At 69.8% G+C, this 17,188-nt stretch carries 14 protein-coding genes; 6 read left to right on the plus strand and 8 right to left on the minus strand.

Annotated features, from left to right (window positions below; all coding sequences use genetic code 11):
- Positions 1–13 precede the first annotated feature (13 nt).
- On the minus strand, positions 14–688 hold the full coding sequence (locus M8009_RS02000) for an HAD-IA family hydrolase (RefSeq protein WP_250059091.1): 675 nt from the start codon (positions 686–688) through the stop codon (positions 14–16).
- Positions 688–1,413 (minus strand): bifunctional 2-polyprenyl-6-hydroxyphenol methylase/3-demethylubiquinol 3-O-methyltransferase UbiG, encoded by a 726-nt coding sequence (gene ubiG / locus M8009_RS02005; protein ID WP_250059092.1) that lies wholly within the window; start codon positions 1,411–1,413, stop codon positions 688–690. The genes M8009_RS02000 and ubiG overlap by 1 nt, the downstream gene beginning before the upstream one ends.
- 142 nt (positions 1,414–1,555) lie before the next feature.
- On the opposite strand from ubiG, the gene galU reads away from it, so the two are divergent.
- Together galU and M8009_RS02015 are read left to right on the plus strand one after the other, a co-directional pair.
- A complete protein-coding gene (gene galU / locus M8009_RS02010; protein WP_250059093.1) occupies positions 1,556–2,446 on the plus strand; it encodes a UTP--glucose-1-phosphate uridylyltransferase GalU in 891 nt (296 codons plus the stop codon).
- Positions 2,447–2,451: 5 nt separating this feature from the next.
- Positions 2,452–3,741: a nucleotide sugar dehydrogenase gene (locus M8009_RS02015; protein ID WP_250059094.1), complete on the plus strand. Its 1,290-nt coding sequence runs from the start codon at positions 2,452–2,454 to the stop codon at positions 3,739–3,741.
- 93 nt (positions 3,742–3,834) lie between these two features.
- On the opposite strand, the gene M8009_RS02020 is transcribed toward M8009_RS02015, so the two are convergent.
- Positions 3,835–4,413, minus strand: coding sequence for a superoxide dismutase (locus tag M8009_RS02020; RefSeq protein WP_133634177.1), 579 nt, complete (start codon positions 4,411–4,413; stop codon positions 3,835–3,837).
- Between the two features lie 235 nt (positions 4,414–4,648).
- Between M8009_RS02020 and M8009_RS02025 the strand changes: the two genes are divergently transcribed.
- From M8009_RS02025 to msrA, 4 genes are read left to right on the plus strand one after another with little or no spacing between them, the layout of a single operon-like run.
- On the plus strand, positions 4,649–5,503 hold the full coding sequence (locus tag M8009_RS02025) for a hypothetical protein (protein WP_250059095.1): 855 nt from the start codon (positions 4,649–4,651) through the stop codon (positions 5,501–5,503).
- Positions 5,504–5,530: 27 nt separating this feature from the next.
- Entirely contained in the window at positions 5,531–7,387 is a 1,857-nt protein-coding gene (tamA, locus tag M8009_RS02030) for an autotransporter assembly complex protein TamA (RefSeq protein WP_250059096.1), read from the plus strand.
- A gap of 11 nt (positions 7,388–7,398) precedes the next feature.
- Positions 7,399–11,412 carry an autotransporter assembly complex protein TamB gene (tamB, locus tag M8009_RS02035; RefSeq protein ID WP_250059097.1) on the plus strand — a complete coding sequence of 1,338 codons (4,014 nt, stop codon included), beginning with the start codon at positions 7,399–7,401 and terminating at the stop codon, positions 11,410–11,412.
- Between the two features lie 52 nt (positions 11,413–11,464).
- Positions 11,465–12,079, plus strand: coding sequence for a peptide-methionine (S)-S-oxide reductase MsrA (gene msrA / locus M8009_RS02040; protein WP_250059098.1), 615 nt, complete (start codon positions 11,465–11,467; stop codon positions 12,077–12,079).
- Between the two features lie 124 nt (positions 12,080–12,203).
- Here msrA and M8009_RS02045 read toward each other — a convergent pair whose 3' ends face one another.
- The 5 genes from M8009_RS02045 to M8009_RS02065 form a co-directional block, all read right to left on the minus strand.
- Positions 12,204–12,941, minus strand: a complete 738-nt coding sequence (locus tag M8009_RS02045) for a Crp/Fnr family transcriptional regulator (RefSeq protein WP_250059099.1) — start codon at positions 12,939–12,941, stop codon at positions 12,204–12,206.
- 237 nt (positions 12,942–13,178) lie between these two features.
- The gene (locus tag M8009_RS02050) at positions 13,179–13,727 is read right to left on the minus strand and encodes a hypothetical protein (RefSeq protein WP_250059100.1); all 549 of its coding nucleotides are present in this window, start codon (positions 13,725–13,727) and stop codon (positions 13,179–13,181) included.
- Between the two features lie 113 nt (positions 13,728–13,840).
- Positions 13,841–14,887, minus strand: coding sequence for a hydrolase (locus M8009_RS02055; protein WP_250059101.1), 1,047 nt, complete (start codon positions 14,885–14,887; stop codon positions 13,841–13,843).
- Between the two features lie 7 nt (positions 14,888–14,894).
- The gene (pepQ, locus tag M8009_RS02060; RefSeq protein ID WP_250059102.1) at positions 14,895–16,214 is read right to left on the minus strand and encodes a Xaa-Pro dipeptidase; all 1,320 of its coding nucleotides are present in this window, start codon (positions 16,212–16,214) and stop codon (positions 14,895–14,897) included.
- Positions 16,211–17,158 (minus strand): LysR family transcriptional regulator, encoded by a 948-nt coding sequence (locus M8009_RS02065; RefSeq protein ID WP_250059103.1) that lies wholly within the window; start codon positions 17,156–17,158, stop codon positions 16,211–16,213. The genes pepQ and M8009_RS02065 overlap by 4 nt, the downstream gene beginning before the upstream one ends.
- Positions 17,159–17,188: the final 30 nt, after the last annotated feature.

A 17,188-nucleotide genomic window follows, 5' to 3' on the forward strand; every position in this document is an offset into this window, starting at 1 on the left:
GCCCGGGGCACCTTCACCCGTCCCGCCGGGCGCCGCGCAGTGCCGCCACCAGTGCCTCGGTGGTATCGAACCACAGGTCGGCGGGCCAGCCCCGGTAGTCGTCTCCTTCCTCGATATAGCCGTAGCCCACCGCCACCGCGGCCATGCCGGCGGCGCGTGCCGCCTGCATGTCACGCCGGTGGTCGCCGATATACCAGCACTCTGACGCCGTCGCCCGAAGGCGACGCGCGGCCTCCCTCAGGGGCTCGGGATCGGGCTTCTTGACCGGCAGGTCGTCGGCGCAGAGCAGGGCGCCGGGGGCAAGCCCCAATGCCTCGACCAGCGGTGCGGCAAAGGCCCGAGGCTTGTTGGTGACGATCCCCCAGCGGCGCTGGCCTGCCTCCCAGTCGGCCAGCAGCTGCTCCAGTGGGGGGAAGATGCGGCTCTCCTCGGCCACCGCCCGGCCGTAGGCCTCGAGCAGGAAGGCGCGCGCCTCGCCATGGCCGTCGGCCTCCTTGTCGAGGCCCAGTGCCAGGGTCACCAGGGCGCTGCCGCCGTTGGAGACCTGGGCGCGGATCACCGGATAGGGCAGGGCGGGCAGCCCGTGGTGGTGGCGCAGGGCGTTGGTGGCGCGTGCCAGGTCCGGCGCGGTGTCCACCAGGGTACCGTCCAGGTCGAAGAGCAGGACCCGGGGAGGGCCTCCGGCCATCACGTCGCCTCCCGGCGACAGTGCATCAGGTAGTTGACCGAGACATCGCTCGTCGACAGGGCATAGCGACGGGTCAGCGGATGGAAGACCAGACCGTTCTGCTCGCGCACGTCCAGCCCCGCCTCGCGGCACCAGGCCGCCAGTTCCGAGGGGCGGATGAAGCGGCGGTAGTCGTGGGTGCCGCGCGGCAGCAGGCGCAGCAGGTACTCGGCGCCGAGCACCGCCAGCGCATAGGCCTTGGGATTGCGGTTGAGGGTCGAGAAGAACACCTGGCCACCGGGCTTGACCAGGGCGGCACAGGCGCGCACCACCGAGCCGGGATTCGGGACGTGCTCGAGCATCTCCAGGCAGGTCACCACGTCGAACTCGCCGGGGTGGGCCGCGGCCATCTCCTCGACGCTGGCATGGCGGTAGCCGATGGCCACCCCGCTCTCCCTGGCGTGCTCCCGGGCCACGGCCAGCGGTGCCTCCCCCAGGTCGATGCCGGTGACATCGGCGCCACGGTGGGCCATGGCCTCGGCCAGGATGCCGCCGCCGCAGCCCACGTCTAGCACCCGTCGCCCGGCCAGTCCTGCCCGGGCGTCGATGAAGTCCAGGCGCAGCGGGTTGATGTCGTGGAGGGGCTTGAACTCGCCTTGCGGATCCCACCAGCGGTCGGCCAGGGCCTCGAACTTGGCGATCTCCGCCTGGTCGACGTTTTCCGCTTCCGAATGGCTTGCACTCATCTGCTCTCTCCAAGGTGTCGCCGACCTGACACGCTGGCAGGCCGGACTCTGTCCGGTATCATGGGGTATTGTACCCGCTCCCGGGAGGGCATTCCCACGCTTTCCCCGGGGCCGCATTCTCAACAGTGACAGGGACCGCACCATGATCAACAAGGCTGTTCTTCCCGTTGCCGGCTTCGGCACGCGCTGTCTCCCGGCCTCCAAGGCCATTCCCAAGGAGATGATCACCATCGTCGACCGGCCGGTGATCCAGTACGTGGTCCAGGAGGCCGTCGCCGCCGGCATTCGCGACATCGTGCTGGTGACCCATGGCACCAAGAGCGCCATCGAAAACCACTTCGACAAGCATTTCGAGCTCGAGGCGAGCCTCGAGGCCAAGGGCAAGACGGAGCTGCTGGAGGAACTACGCTCCATCGTGCCCGCCGACGTCAACATCATCAGCGTGCGCCAGCCCGAGCCGCTGGGCCTGGGCCACGCCGTGCTCTGCGCGCGCCCGGTGGTGGGCGACGACGAGCCCTTCGCGGTGCTGCTGCCCGACGTGCTGGTCGATGACGAGGGCATCGAGCCCAACGACCTGGCCGGCATGATCGCCTCCTTCGAGGCCAGCCACCACAGCCAGCTGATGGTCGAGGAGGTGCCCCATGAGATGGTCCACAAGTACGGCATCGTCGATACCGGCGGCGAGCTCCCCGGGCCCGGCGAGTCGCGGCCGATCGCCGGCGTGGTTGAGAAGCCGCCCGTCGACGAGGCGCCCTCCAACCTGGCGGTGATCGGCCGCTATGTGCTGCCGGGCCGGATCTTCTCGCTGCTTGCCGATACCCCGCCGGGGGCCGGCAACGAGATCCAGCTCACCGATGCCATCGAGACCCTGCGTCGCGAGGAGGGCGTGGATGCCTGGCGGATGCGCGGCAAGACCTACGACTGCGGCCACCAGCTGGGCTACCTGGAAGCGATCCTCGCCTATGGCCGCCGCCACGCCCGCTACGGCCAGGGGTTCCGTGAGCTGCTGACGCGCTACGCCGGAGAGGAGTGAGGCCCATGCGGGTACTGATCCATGGCAGCGAGCTGGCTGCCGCCTCTGCCGCGGCGGCGCTCTCCTGGGTCGGCCACCGGGTGACCTGGCTGCCCCACGCCTCGGCCGACTGGCCAGCGCTCTCCGCCAGCGGCTGGCTGACCAGCGAACCGGAGCTGATGCGCCGGCTCGAGGAGGGGCTGAGTCAGGGCAGCCTGCGGCTGGTTGCCGACGAGGGGGACGCCGTCGGTGGCGAGCCCTTCGATGTCTTCTGGCTCGCCGTCTCCCCGGACCAGCGTCAGGACGCGGCCGACAGCGTCGAGCGCCTGATGAGCGGGCTCTGCCCGGGGGCGGTGCTGGTCAATAACTCCACCTTTCCGGTGGGGGAGACCGAGCAGCTGGAGTCTCGCCTCGATGGTTGCCGGGCGGTGGCCCTGGCCGACCTGCTCGAGGAGGGGCGCGCCTGGGAGACCTTCACCCGGCCCTCCCGCTGGCTGCTTGGCTGCGACGACGACGGGGCGGAGCGCCAGGTACGCGAGCTGCTGCGTGCCTTCAACCGCCGCCGCGAGGTGTTCCAGCGCATGCCGCGCCGCGCCGCGGAGCTCACCAAGCTGGCCATCAATGGCATGCTCGCCACGCGCATCAGCTACATGAACGACATCGCCGGGCTGGCCGACAGCCTGGGGGTGGACGTGGAGTACGTCCGCCAGGGCATGGGTGCCGACTCGCGGATCGGCTACGAGTACCTCTACCCCGGCTGCGGCTTCGGCGGCCCCAACTTCTCCCGCGACCTGATGCGCCTGGCCGACGTCCAGTCGGCGAGCGGGCGCCACTCGGCGCTGCTCGACCAGGTACTCGACATCAACGAGCACAAGAAGGAGACGCTGTTCCGCAAGCTCTGGGCACACTTCCACGGCCGCCTGGAGGGTCGCCGCGTGGCGATCTGGGGGGCGGCCTTCAAGCCCGGTACCGCCCGCATCGACCAGGCACCGGTGCTCACGCTGCTGCGCGCGCTCTGGGCCCAGGGCGTCAGGGTTCGCCTGCATGATCCGGCGGCGATCCCGGCGGTGCTGGCCGAGGTCGGCGAGCACCCGCTGCTCGAGGTATTCCGGGGCGATCCCCTGGAGGCCTGCGAGGGGGCCGATGCGCTGATGCTGGTCACCGAGTGGAAGGCCTACTGGAACCCCGACTGGCCGCGGCTGGCCGAGCGGCTCGGCGAGAAGCTGCTGCTCGACGGGCGCAATATCTACGACCCCGCCCATGTCGCCGCCTGCGGCATGCACTATCGGGGGATCGGGCGTCGCGCCGATCCCTGACCGGTTGCCCTCAGGTGGCTCGATCAACGCAAGCGGCCCCGCCATCTGGCGGGGCCGCTTGCGTTCAGCGGTCGGCGCTTGAGCGCCGGGCGATCAGCTGAAGTTCTGGGCGACGAAGTCCCAGTTGAGCACGCTCCAGACGTTCTCGAGGTACTTCGGCCGCGCATTGCGATAATCGATGTAGTAGGCGTGTTCCCAGACATCGATGGTCAGCAGCGGGGTCTGGCCATGGGCGATGGGGGTGTCGGCGTTGCTGGTGTTGACGATATCGACACCACCGTCATCGGTCTTGATCAGCCAGGTCCAGCCGGAGCCGAAGTTGCCCGCGGCCTGGGCGTTGAAGGTTTCCTTGAACTTGTCGAAGGATCCGAACTTGGCATTGATGGCCTCGGCCAGCGCGCCGCTCGGCTCACCGCCACCGTTGGGCGACAGGCAGTGCCAGTAGAAGGTGTGGTTCCAGACCTGGGCCGCCTGGTTGAACAGGCCGCCGGAGGAGGACTTGATGATCTCCTCGAGGGACTTGTTGGCATCGTCGGTGCCGTCGGTCAGCTCGTTGAGCTTGTTCACGTAGGTCTGGTGGTGCTTGCCGTAGTGATACTCGAGGGTCTCGGCGGAGATATGCGGTTCCAGCGCGTTCTTCTCGTAAGGCAGTGCGGGCAGTTCGAATGCCATCGAATCTCTCTCCTTGTCGTCAGCGGTCTCGGTACAGCACCCCATGGTGCGGCATCGGAACCTCGGGATTCAAGGCTCGTCAGCTGGCGTTGACGGGCCCCGTGCGTTCCGATGACAAAAAACCTTACACTATCAGGACGATGTGTCGGTGCTGTCGCGGCATCATAGCACCCGGCCCCGGGGGCGCCAATCGACCAGGCCCCGGACACCCCGTTCCCCAGAGAAGGAGTTCGCCATGGCAGAGCGCCCGGATGCCCCCCGGTACAGCCGGCCGATCGTGCCGGACCCGGATGCCAGCCTGTCGGCGCCACGCTGGCGGCAGCCCCCGCCCCCGCGGGTATGGCCCCTGTGGCTGCTGGTGCTGCTGCTCCTCGCCGCCTTTGCCGCCCTGGCCTGGGCCGGCTGGCAGGAGCGCGCCCGGCTGCAGGGCGAACTCACCCGGGTCAGCGGAGAGCTCTCCAACGTGCATGCCCGCTTCGACGCGGAAACGGGCCGGGGGGAGGCCCTCACCACCCTGCAGGAGCGCCTGGATGAGCTGGCCAACCTGGAGGCCGAGCTCGACGCGGTCATCGACGCTCGCCTGGCCACGTTCGAGGCTCAGCGAGAAGAGCGCCTGGCGCCCATCGAGGAGGCGATGTCCTCCCTCGATGACCGGCTTGACACGCTTGGCGACGAGAACGAAGGCCGGGACGATACCCTGGCCGCGACACTCGCCGCGACCCGTAGCTCCCTGGATGCCCTGGAGCGGGCGGGCGAGGAGGGGCGCGCCGCCCTGCGCGAGCGTCTGGCCGCGCTCGACGATGCCCGGGAGGCGGAGGCCGCGCGTCGCGAGACACTGGCCACGGCACTGGAGGAGCTGGAAGCGCGCCTCGCCGACCAGCGCGAGACACAGCAGTCGCGCCTGGCGTCCCTGGACGAGGCGCTGGCGGACCTCGCCGCCGACGTTGAAGCTCTGGCGGGATCACGCGATGATGCACAGGAACGGAGTGAGACGTTGGATAGCCGGCTTCGGGACGTCGAGTCCGGGCTGCGCGAGCTGCGCCAGGCGCAGCTCGCCACGAGCGCCCAGCTCGAGGCTCTTCGCCAGTGACATGTCGCCAGTCAGGAAGCGGTACCAATGGATAATCGCGTGTTCACCCGCCTGGGGACGGCGGTAGTCTGCCTGGGCCTGGCGCCCGGCGCCCTGGCCCTCGAGGCCAACATCGAGGGCATCGAGGACCCGCTGGCGGAGAATGTCCGCCTCTACCTCGACGGGCTTGAGGCCGAGCAGTACAGCCCCGCTCGCCTGGAGAGCGAGGTGCTGCGGCGCAGCAGCGAGGCGCTGCGGGTCTACGGCTACTACTCGCCCCGGATCGAGCCCCGCTTCGACGACCCCGAGGCGCCCTCGGAGGTGACACTCTCCATCGACCCCGGCGAGCCGGTGCGCATCGAGGTCCTGGCGCTCTCCGTGACCGGAGACGCCGCCGAGGATGCCCCTTTTACCGAGGCCATCGAGGCCTTTCCCCTCTCGGAGGGGGATCGCCTGCGCCATGCCCCCTTCGACAGCTTGCGCAGCCGGCTGGCGAACCTCGCCCTCGAGCGCGGCTACTTCGACTGGCGCTTCACCGACCGGCGGATGGAGGTCAGACCCTACGCCAACAGCGCCCGGCTGTACCTGGCGCTGGACAGCGGCCAGCGCCATCGCTTCGGCGACGTGACCTTCCAGGGGCATCATATCGAGACCTCGCGGCTGGAAGCCCTGGCCCCTTTCGCCAGCGGGGATGCCTATCTGGCGAGCGAGGTGGCCAGGTTCAACCAGCGCCTGGGCCAGACCGAGTGGTTCGCCTCGGTGAACGTGCGCCCGCGCCTCGACCGGGAACTGGCGCGGCTGGCCCTGCCGGACGCCGAACCGGGCTGGTGGCAGTCGCTGGACGTCGAGGGCGTGGCGCCCGTCGCCGACCAGGGGCCGCACATCGCCGCCGAGGCGCTGGTATCGGCCGCCGGCCTGCAGCGCCCCGCCGTTCCCGAGGTGCCGATCGACGTGGTGGTGACCCCCGCCGACCGCCACCAGTTCGAGGTGGGGGTGGGCTATGCCACCGACGTGGGGCCTCGCCTGCGCTTCTCCTGGGACCAGCCCTGGATCAACCGCTATGGCCACAGCCTGGATCACGACCTCTACATCTCGGGGCCGGAGCAGCAGTTCACCGGGGTCTATACCCTGCCGCTGGCGGACCCGCTGCGCGACAGCTATCGCTTTCAGTATGGCCTGCGCAACAAGGACAACGACGATACCCGCACCCTGGAGAGCACCGTGGAGGCGGCCCGTCGCTGGACGTTCGACAATGGCTGGGAGCAGAGCCTCTACCTGCGCGGCACCTACGAGGACTTCACCCAGGCCGGGGTCTCCAACCAGGTGCTGCTGCTCTATCCCGGCATCAGCTGGTCGCGCACCCGTACCCGCAACCCCACCTTTCCCACCTGGGGGGATCGCCAGCGCCTGGCCGTGGAGTATTCCAGCGACTGGTGGGGCTCCGCCGCCGAGTTCCTGCGCCTCACCGGCGACAGCGAATGGATCCGCATGCTCGGCGACGACAACCGCTTCGTCGGCCGGGTCGGCATCGGCAGCATCACCACCGACGACTTCGCTGACATTCCGCCCTCGCTACGCTTCTTCACCGGCGGCGATCGCAGCATACGCGGCTACGCCTACGAGAGCCTTGCCCCCGAGGACGACGAGGGCCGCCTGGTCGGTGGCGAGCAGCTGCTGACCGCCAGCCTCGAGGCCCAGCGTCGCATCACCGGCAAGTGGTGGGCCGCGAGCTTCATCGACACCGGCGATGCCTTCAGCGACTGGGGCCCGAGCGACCTGAAGACCGGCGCCGGCCTGGGGGTACGCTGGATCTCTCCAGTCGGCCCGATTCGCCTCGATGTCGCCCATCCCTTCGATGCCGATGATCCCTTCCGCCTCCACTTCGCTATCGGCCCCGAATTCTGAGAGCCAACACCTTGAGAACCCGCGCATTGATCTGGGCCCTGGCCCGACTGCTGATCGTCCTGCCCCTCTGGCTGCTGGGCCTGGTGCTGCTGCTGCTGGGCCTGGCCCTCTCGCCCTGGGGCACCGGCGTGTTGCTCGAGCAGGGGGCCAAGCGCGGGCTCTACGAGCTGGGCGCCGTGGAGGGCGCCCCGCTGGATCACCTGGTGCTGCATGACCTCCGCCTGGAGGCCGGCCCGGCCCGCATCGCCCTGACGCGCTTCGAGCTGGCCTGGTCGGAAGAGTGTCTGCTGCAGGGCCGGCTGTGTCTCGACCGGCTGGCCGTGGAAGGCGCCGATATCCGTCTGGCAGAAACCGACGCCGAGCCGGAGGGGGCTTCGCAGGAGGAGGTCGGCGCGCCCCTCGAGGAGATCCGCCTGCCGTTCCCGGTGGAGCTGCGCGAGCTGTCGCTGAGTGATGTGACCCTGCAGCTCGCCGACGGGACCCTGCTGACCTGGGCGTCCTTTACCAGCGGCCTCCGGGCCGAAGAGAGCACCCTGACCCTGCTGCCCACCCGACTGGTCGGCACGCGCCTGACCCTGCCGCTCTCGGCGGGCACCCGCCTGGCCCTGAGCGAGGCCGAGCAGGAGGGGCCCCGGCTCACCGCGGCAGCCATCGATGCGGCCATCGCCGTGCGCTCGCCGCTGCCGGCCCAGGCCGCCGCCGAACTGGAGGGGCTCGCCGACTTGCCGCTGGACGAGCGGCCGCGACGTGTCCTCCCCGAGGTGACCCTGCCCATGGCCGTGGAGGTGCCGGAGCTTGCCATCGAGGACTTCGCCCTCGCCGGGTCCGTCGAGTATGGCGTCGAGCGGCTGCTTCTGCGCCTCAGCGCCCGCGGCCAGGAGGTGGAGATCGACACCCTGGCGGTGGCCACCGCCGATGCGGATGCCGAGCTGACGGCCCGCGTGGTGCTGCGTGACGACTATCCGCTGGAGGCCCGGCTGGCCGCCGACCTCTACCTGCCGGAGTGGATGCCGGCGCTTGAGGGGGAGCGCATCGAGCTTGCCCTGGCCGGCAGCCTGGCCGACCTCGAGGTCGACCTGGCCGCCCTGGGGCCGGTGGAGGCCCAGTTGGTGGCGCGCCTCGATGCCCTGGACCCGACCCTGCCGTTCAGCGCCTCGCTGCAGAGCGACGCCCTCCAGTGGCCGCTGCCCGGAGCCGAGGTCGAGCCGGCCAGCGACGAGGAGGACGCCGCGGCCGTGGCCCCCGAAGTGCCATGGCAGGTCGAGGACCTGGCGGTGCACCTGGAGGGCAGCCTGGTCGACTACCGCACCCGGGTGTCCCTCAATGCACGGGGACCGGACCTGCCACCCACCGACCTGCTGGTCAGTGGCAGCGGGGATCTCGAGCACTTCCGCTGGTCACCGTTGACGGTCAACCAGCAGGGCGCCGTGCTCCTCAGTCGCGGCCAGGCCGCCTGGGGCGACGGCCTCGACGTCGAGGCCACGCTCACGCTTGACAATCTGGACCCCGGCCGCTTCGTCGAGGGGCTCGATGGGCGCCTGGGCGGCGGCGCCGAGCTGGCCTTCATGCAGGACGCTGCGGGCTGGCGGCTCGAGGTGCCGGGGCTGGATATCCAGGGGGTGCTGGACGACCGGCCGCTGAGTCTCGAGGCCGTCCTCGCCGGGGACAGCGAGATGCGCTGGGAGATCGAGACCCTCGACTTTCGCCAGGGCGACAACCGGGTCAGCGTGGCCGGGCAGGTGAGCCGCCAGGCCCTGGACCTGGCCGGCGACCTGGACATGCCCGCACTGGAGAGCCTCTATCCTGGCCTCGGCGGCACCCTGGCCGGGCGCTTCACCACGGCGGGCAGCCTGGAGGCACCAGAGCTCGACCTCGCGCTGACCGGCCGCTCACTGGCCTTCGCCGGCAATGCCGTAGAGGCACTCGACCTGACGGCACGGGTCGCCGGCCTGGAGGACCCCGACCTGGCGCTGGCCCTGGAGGTCAGCCGCCTCGAGGCCGGCGGGCAGCGCCTCGACAGCGTCACCCTGGACCTCGACGGTCGCCTTTCCGAGCACCGCCTGCGTCTGGCCGCCGAGGGCGGCGAGGCGATGCCGCTGTCGCGTCTGGCCCTGGCCCTGGAGGGCGGGCTCGACGACGCCCGCGAACGCTATCGCGGGGCCCTGACACCGCTGGAGCTCGACAGCGAGTTCGGGGATATCCGCCTCGCCGAGGCGCTGACCTTCGAGGCCGACCTGCCGGCGGGGTCGGCGCGGGTGGCGCCCTTCTGCCTGACCCGCCGCCAGGGCGGCGAGGTGTGCCTGAGCGAGCCGCTGGAGGCCTCCGCGCAGGCCGGCCGGGCGGTGCTCGCGATCCGCGACCTGCCCATGGACCTGGCCGATGCCGCCATGCCACCGGGGTGGCGCATCAGCGGCGAGAGCGGCGGCACCCTCGCGGCCGGCTGGTCCGACGGCGGGGCGCGCTGGCAGCTAGACGCCGACCTCGACAGCCGCGCCGAGGTCACCGGCGAGGACGCCTACGGCCGGGCCTGGTCGGTTCCCGGCACCACGCTGGGACTGCAGCTGGAGGCCACCGAGGCGCAAGCGGAGCTCGACCTGGTGCTGGGGCTGGCCGACAGCGGCGAGCTGCGCCTGGCCCTGGGCATCGACGAGCCGCTGGGGGCGGGTGGGCTCGACGGTCGGCTGCGCATCGATGACCTGCGCCTCGCCCCCTATCGGCCCCTGGCCGCCGGCCTGGAGACGCTGGAAGGCGGGCTCGACGGCGATATCCGCATCGCTGGCACCCGCGAGGTGCCACGCCTCGACGGCCGGCTCGCCCTGGCCGGGCTCAGGGCCGGCGGCCTGGACCTGCCGCTGGAGGTGCACGACGGGGAACTGGTCGTGGAACTGGCCGGCGACCGAGCCGACATCGACGGCTTCCTGGCCGCCGATGAGGGGCGCCTGGAGATTGGGGGCAATGCCCGCTGGCCCGACGGCGGCAGCTGGCAGGCCGCCATCGACCTGCAGGCCGTCGATGACCCGCTGCTGGCGGTGCTGCCGGAGTTCGGGCGCCTGCGCCTGGCCCCGGACCTGAGGATTCGTGCCACGTCGGAGCGGCTTCAGGTCCGCGGAACGGTCGAAATCCCCTGGGCGCGGCTCGAGGTGGGTGAGGTCCCCGACTCGGCCATGGCCCCGAGCCCGGACGAGGTGATCATCACCGAGGAGCAGGATCGTCGGGCCGCCGAGCAAGCAGCAGCGGCAGAAGCGGACGGCGAGCCCGGCGAGTCCACCGCCGAGGCCATGGCCCGGGCGGGCATGGCCACCGACATCCTGATCACCCTCTCCCTGGGACCGGACATGCAGCTGGAGGCCTATGGCCTGGAGTCGGGGCTCTCGGGCAACCTCGAGGTCCGCCAGCAGAACGGGCCGGTCCAGCTGTTCGGCGACGTCAGCCTGGTCGACGGCCGCTTCCGGGCCTTCGGCCAGGACCTGCTGATTCGCGAGGGGATCATCTTCTTCAGCGGCCCCCCAGGACAGCCGCTGCTCGACTTCGAGGCGATCCGCAACCCCGCGGCCACCCAGGACGGGGTGATCGCCGGCCTGCGCGTCAGCGGCTCCGCCGACGCCCCGAGCCTGGCGATCTTTTCGGAGCCGGCCATGGATGAGGCCAGTGCGCTCTCTTACCTGCTGCGCGGGCGCGCCCCGGACAGCAGCGGCGGTGCCGACGGGGCCCTGACCTCGGCGCTGATCGGCCTCACCCTGGGGCAGACGGGCGGCGCCGTGGGCGCCATCGGCCAGGCCTTCGGCATCGATGACCTGAGCCTCGATACCGCCGGGGCCGGGGAGGAGAGCCAGGTGGTGGTCACCGGCAATCTCACCGAGCGCCTGAGCATCGGCTACGGGGTGGGCGTCTTCTCGCCGATCGCCGAGCTCACCCTGCGCTACCAGCTGTGGCGCAGCCTCTATCTCGAGGCGGTCTCGGGTGCGGCCCAGGCGGTCGACCTGGTCTACAGTTTCAGCCTGCCGGGCAATCCGCCGAGCCCATGAGGCGACGCCGCCATGCCCGGCGGACCTTCCACAAGACGATGGAGCCTATCCCATGCCACTGCATCCCGACCGCGCCCTCTCAGGGCGCGACACCCCGCTGCCGATCAGCGGGACCCACCTGGTCAACGGCCACGCCATGCTGCCCCCCTGGCCCGAGGGCATGGAGGAGATCGTGCTGGGACTGGGCTGCTTCTGGGGGGCCGAGCGGCTCTTCTGGCAGCTGCCTGGCGTGCACGTCACCGCGGTGGGCTACGCCGGCGGCGTGACCCCGAATCCCACCTATGAGGAGACCTGCAGCGGCCGTACCGGCCACGCCGAGGTGGTGCGGGTGGTCTTCGATCCCCGCGAGGTCGACCTGGAGACCCTGTTGCGGGTGTTCTGGGAGGCCCATGACCCGACCCAGGGCCACCGCCAGGGTAATGATATCGGCAGCCAGTACCGCTCGATCATCCTCACCACCACCCCTGGCCAGCGCGAGGTGGGCGAGCATAGCCGCGAGGCCTACAGCGAGGCGCTGTCACGCAGCGGCCGGGGCCACGTGACCACCGAGGTCGAGCCCCTGGAGGCCTTCTACTACGCCGAGGAGTACCACCAGCAGTACCTGGCGAAGAACCCCGGCGGCTACTGCGGCCTGAAGGGTACCGGCGTCAGCTGCCCGATCGGCTGAGTGGACGGACAGGCCAGGGACGGGGCTTCTGGCGAGAACGTCTGTCGAGAGCCCCTATCGACAACCCCTATCGAGAGCTGCTCGTCGACGTGGTGGCGTCACCGTGACGAGAGTCACGGTGCGGCTAACGTTGGGCCAGTAATGTCTTCAAACCGTCCCGCTCATCGATCAGGTACTCGGCATCGAAATCCGCTTCCTCGAACAGCCGCGTCGGGTCATATACCTCGATGCGGTCGCGATGCTTTTTCAGCACGCGATCGTGCTCCAGCGCCTTGAGCGTACGATTGATATGCACCGGCGACAGCCCCAGGATATCGCCCAACAGTCGTTGGGATATGGGAAATTCGAACGATGCCAGATCGACGTGCTGCACCTTCTCGAGTCGCAAGAAAGTTTCGACGATGAAATGCAGCACCTGTGAACGCGCACTGCGATGAAGCGTGACGAGCAACCGTTCGGCAAGCAGGGCCTCCTGGCAGCTGATCTTGGCGAAAAGGGTTATTGCCAGCGGTGTCGAGGCTTCAACGATATCGACGATGCTTTCGTGGGGAAACGGCTGAATCAACCCGGGGGTGACCATCCTCGCCTCGGTGATGTGTCGTCGGAAGGTAAACTCCTGAATGCCGATGATTTCCCCGGGCAGGAGCAGATCGATGATCTGCCGATCACCATCCTTGGAACTACGGATGGTGCAGGCCCAGCCATGTTGCAGGATAAACAGATCATCCACCTTGTCACCCGGGCGCCAGAGCAGCTGGTTTCGCTCAGCAGACCTGGCCTGCCGTTCGTAGCGGGCCAGCAGGGTTTCATCGTGTTCACTCAGGTCTAGATACCGGCCAAAGGAAGCCCGGAACGGGCTCATGATGCCCCCTGAAGGGGCGTTGGCGGGTGTTGCGTCAGGCGTTGGCGGGAAAGCGGCCAAACACACGCTCCTTCGGATCACTGCCCGAGCACGATAGAGGTATTCGCTTGGCTCACTCTATACGCGGCCGACGAATCTTTCCATGATGTCGCGCCGCCGGGCAGACGCCTTGCCCCGATGCGCAGCGCCTATCCGGCCTGATCGCTCTGCTTGCGGCCCGGGGTAATGCTTGGCCAATTACGCCCCGCAGGCTTTCGCCCTGGTGAGACCGGGAAGCCGGTCGCGCGCTTCGTGCAGAATCTGAAACTGTGCCCGACACTGCCCGATGCAGTCGTTCAGCCAGGCATTCAGGTCGGGGATGGCGTTATAGGCCTGCAGCCGCTCGTAGAAGCGGCGCGACCGCCATTGATCGAGCAGGGCGCGGCTGAGCTCCTGGGCGGCCATCTCATCGTCGTAGATGAAAAAGTGGCTCTGCCCATGCAGGTCTGGGCATGGGCTCATGGCTGGCCGCCGAAGACGAGGCAATCCCATCGACAGGGACGCTGCCACGTCGATCAAGCATTGAACGCGCTGCTGACTCTCCTCGGCCAAGGCCTGCAGGAGCCTGCTAACGCCAATGTGATAGGTCAGAAAACGCAGGGAGAGCCCATAATATCGAGCATACTCGTCGTATTCATGCTCGCTGGCCAGTGTCAGCAGGTCCTTGACCATGGTGTGGACGGGCGTCGAGCGGTTGGCCTGCTCGCGTGCATGGCAATCCAGGTGGTTGGCGCTGGATGTAGTCACAATGCGTTTCTCCTCTTGTGGCACCGACTGTTGTCGTCGTCCGGACCGACGGCCGATCCTTCTTGCCTGGCGTCAGAATAGAAAAGGCTGCCGTCGGCGTCTGCCAACCTGGGTTAAGGTCCCGTGCTTTTTTTGTGGCTTACCGACCGCAGAGAGGTCTGAAGAGCCGACATCGTCGATTGCCACTCATCCAGCTGTTGGCCGACTCGCCGCGCAAGCCAACTACGCGGTCGCCCTTGGTGCCACTCCACGAACCCTACGTGTCCGCCGTGCGAGGCCACTTCCAGCCGAACGGGTGGCGCAGGAGTCGGGAAGCGCTGGAAGAGGGCGGGTGGCATGAACGGGTCATCATCGGCATGCAGGATAAGCATCGGCAGCGCGATCTCGTCCAGCAGGGGGCCGGCGGAAGCACGGCGGTAGTAGTCCTCGGCGCCGTCGAAACCGTGCAGCGGGGCCGTCACGGCCTCGTCGTAGGCACGCAGGCTGTCCAGGGCCTCGAGCTCCTGCGAAGTGATCGACAGCGGCAGCTCCCCACGGGCCAGGCGAGGGGCCATCTTGCGTTTAAGCGAGCCGAGCAGGTGGCGCTCGTAGACGCGGGAAAACCCGTGACGGAGCGTATCGGCACAGGCCGACAGGTCCAGCGGCGCGCTGATGACGATGGCAGCGTCCAGATCGAGCCCCGCATCACCCTGCTCTGCGACCAGCTTGACCAGCATGTTGCCGCCCAGGGAGACCCCGGCGGCGACCTTGAGGGCGCGGGGATAGCGGTGGGCCAGCTGGCCGATCAACCAGTAGGCATCGGCCGTATCGCCGCTGTGGTAGGCCCGGGGCAGGCGATTGGGCGAGGGCCCGCAGCCGCGGAAGTGCATGAGCAGCGCGCGCCAGCCGAGGCCGGCGGCGGCGTGCAGCAGGTGGCGGGCATAGGGCGAGTCCAGCGAGCCCTCGAGCCCGTGGAAGAGCAGCAGGATGGGGGCGTCTGCCCGGTCGGGCTGCGGTCGCGCCCAGGCCAGTTCGACGAAGTCCCCGTCCGGCAGCTCGAGGATCTCGGTCTCGGCATCGACCGCCGGCGTCGGCAGGCAGCGGGGCAGCAGGGTCTGGACGTGCCGATTGGAGAGCCCCAGGGGCGGGCGGAAGTCGGCAGCGTGCCAGGTCGCGTCCATCGGGCGGTCACTCCGGCGGGGTGAGGTTGTCGTGGCCGGTGGGGGTGATCACCAGGTTGTCTTCGATGCGGATACCGCCATGGTCGGCCAGACGCTCGACGAGCGACCAGTCGATGTCGCCGCCAGCCGCGCCCTCCCTCAGCGGTGCCAGCAGCATGGGGATCACGTAGAACCCGGGTTCCATGGTGACCACCATGCCCGGCTCCAGTTCCCGGGTTAGGCGCAGGGCGGGATCCGTCTCGGGCGGCGGCAAGGGGCGGCCCGCGCCATTTACCCGGCCGGCCACGTCATGGACCTGCAGGCCCAGCGAATGGCCCAGGCCATGCGGACAGAAGGCCCGGGTGATGCCCTGGGCCACGGCCGCCTCGGGCGTGCAGTGGACCAGGCCCTGGTCGGCCAGCAGCTCTGCCAGGGCCCGGTGCATGCGCCGGTGAAGGTCCACGTAGTCCATGCCCGGCGCCAGTTCGCCGATCAGCCGGCGCTGCAGCGCCGTTACCCCCTCGATCAGCGCCGCGAAGGCGGGGTCGGCATCGGGGCCCGCCCAGCTGCGGGTGATGTCGGCGCAATAGCCCCGGTGGCGGTGGCCGGCGTCGAGCAGCAGGCTGCGCCGCCTAGCGGGAGCGACGCTGTCGTAGTGCTGGTAGTGCAGCACGCCGCCGTGGGCATTGAGCCCGACGATGCTGGCGTAGGGCAGGGCCGTCTCGCGCTGGCGGGAGCCGCCCAGGTAGGCGAGCTGGATGTCGAGCTCGGCGCCGCCCGCCAGGAAGGCGTCTCGGGCCGCGCGATGCCCGGCCATGGCGCGGTGATTGGCGTCGCGCAGGCAGGCGATCTCGTAGTCGCTCTTGCGCACGCGGCTCTCGTCCAGGGCAGCCACCAGGGTTGCCGGGTTGCGGGCGGCGCCGGTCGTCTCGGCCAGCGCCGCCGATACATCGCCGAGCACCGCGAAGTGACCGGCCGGCAGGGCCGGCGGGGCGTCGGCGCGGGCCATCTCGATGTCGAAGGCCTCCACCCAGGGCTCGTCGGGCAGGCGGGCCGGCAGGTGCCAGAAGTCGTCCGGGGCATGGACCTTGAGCCTCGGTCGCTGGCCCGGGCGGATCAGCAGCCAGCTGCGCGCGAGGTCGGCCTGGCCGGTCCAGTGCATGAAGTGGCCGTAGGCGGCGAAGCCCGCCTCCTGGTCGTCGGCGAAGTGGCGGCGGGGGTGGCCGCTGAAGAGCAGCACACCGTCGAGCCCCAGGCGCGTGAGCACCTCGTCGTAGGCCCGTTGCAGGGACTCCAGATGGCACCGTTGCAGGAGGGCGAGCGGCGAGGGCGTGGCAGGGGCGGTCATGGGGACTCCGGTGAGGGGATCGGGATGGGTTGATGAGGGGCGCCGCCGGACAGCGCCTTCCAGAGGGCCTCGAGGGCGGGCTGGCCGCGCTCGCGCCGGCGGTAGAGGCGGATCTCCAGGGGGACCTCCCAGCGGGCATCGCCGGCCCGCACCAGGCGGCCGGCGGCCAGGTCGCCGCGCACGGTGCGTTCGGGCAGCCAGCCGAGGCCATAGCCCAGGCCGACCAGCTCGCGGATATTGCCGCTCTGGATGCTCTCGTGGAGCACCCGGAAGCGGGGAGCCTCGGGCAGCTCATCCAGGTGGCTGCGCAGGGCCAGGTCGATCAGCCCGCGGGGGTGGTAGGCGATCAGTGGCAGGGTGAAGCGGGTCCCGGCCTGAAGCGCGAAGCGGGGGCGGCCGTCGGCCTCGGGCAGCGAGGTCGGGATCATCCGCTCGTGCCCCAGGCAGTCATGGGCGAGTCCCTCGGTCTCCGGCATGAGCGGGCAGGCGCCCGGCGGCCAGTAGCAGAGCACCAGGTCGCATTCGTCGCGGGCCAGGGCCTCGAAGAAGTCGCTGGCCAGCCAGCCGGTGGCGCGCAGGTAGGGCGTCAGCGGGGGCGGCGAGGCCCAGCCTGCCAGCCACTCGGGGAGGAAGTGCGCCAGCAGGCTCTGCGGCGCCGCCAGCCGCAGCTGTCCGGCCTGCTCCTCGGCCAGGTGGGCCAACCGCTGGCGGGTCGCCGCCACCCGGCGTGTGACCTCCTGGCAGAGGCCGAGGAACTCCTCCCCGGCCGGGGTCAGCGACAGCGGCAGGGTCTGGCGGTTGATCAGGGTGGTGCCCATCTCCTCCTCGAGCAGCTTGATGCGTCGCGAGAAGGTCGGCTGGGTGACGTTTTGCTCCTCCGCCGCCCGGGAGAAGTGCTGGGTCCGGGCCAGGGTGACGAAGTCTTCCAGCCAGCGCAGTTCCATGTCGATCCTCGTGCGTGCCGTGGCCGTGTC

It is taken from the genome of Halomonas gemina (genome assembly GCF_023554995.1).
Lineage (GTDB): Bacteria > Pseudomonadota > Gammaproteobacteria > Pseudomonadales > Halomonadaceae > Halomonas > Halomonas gemina.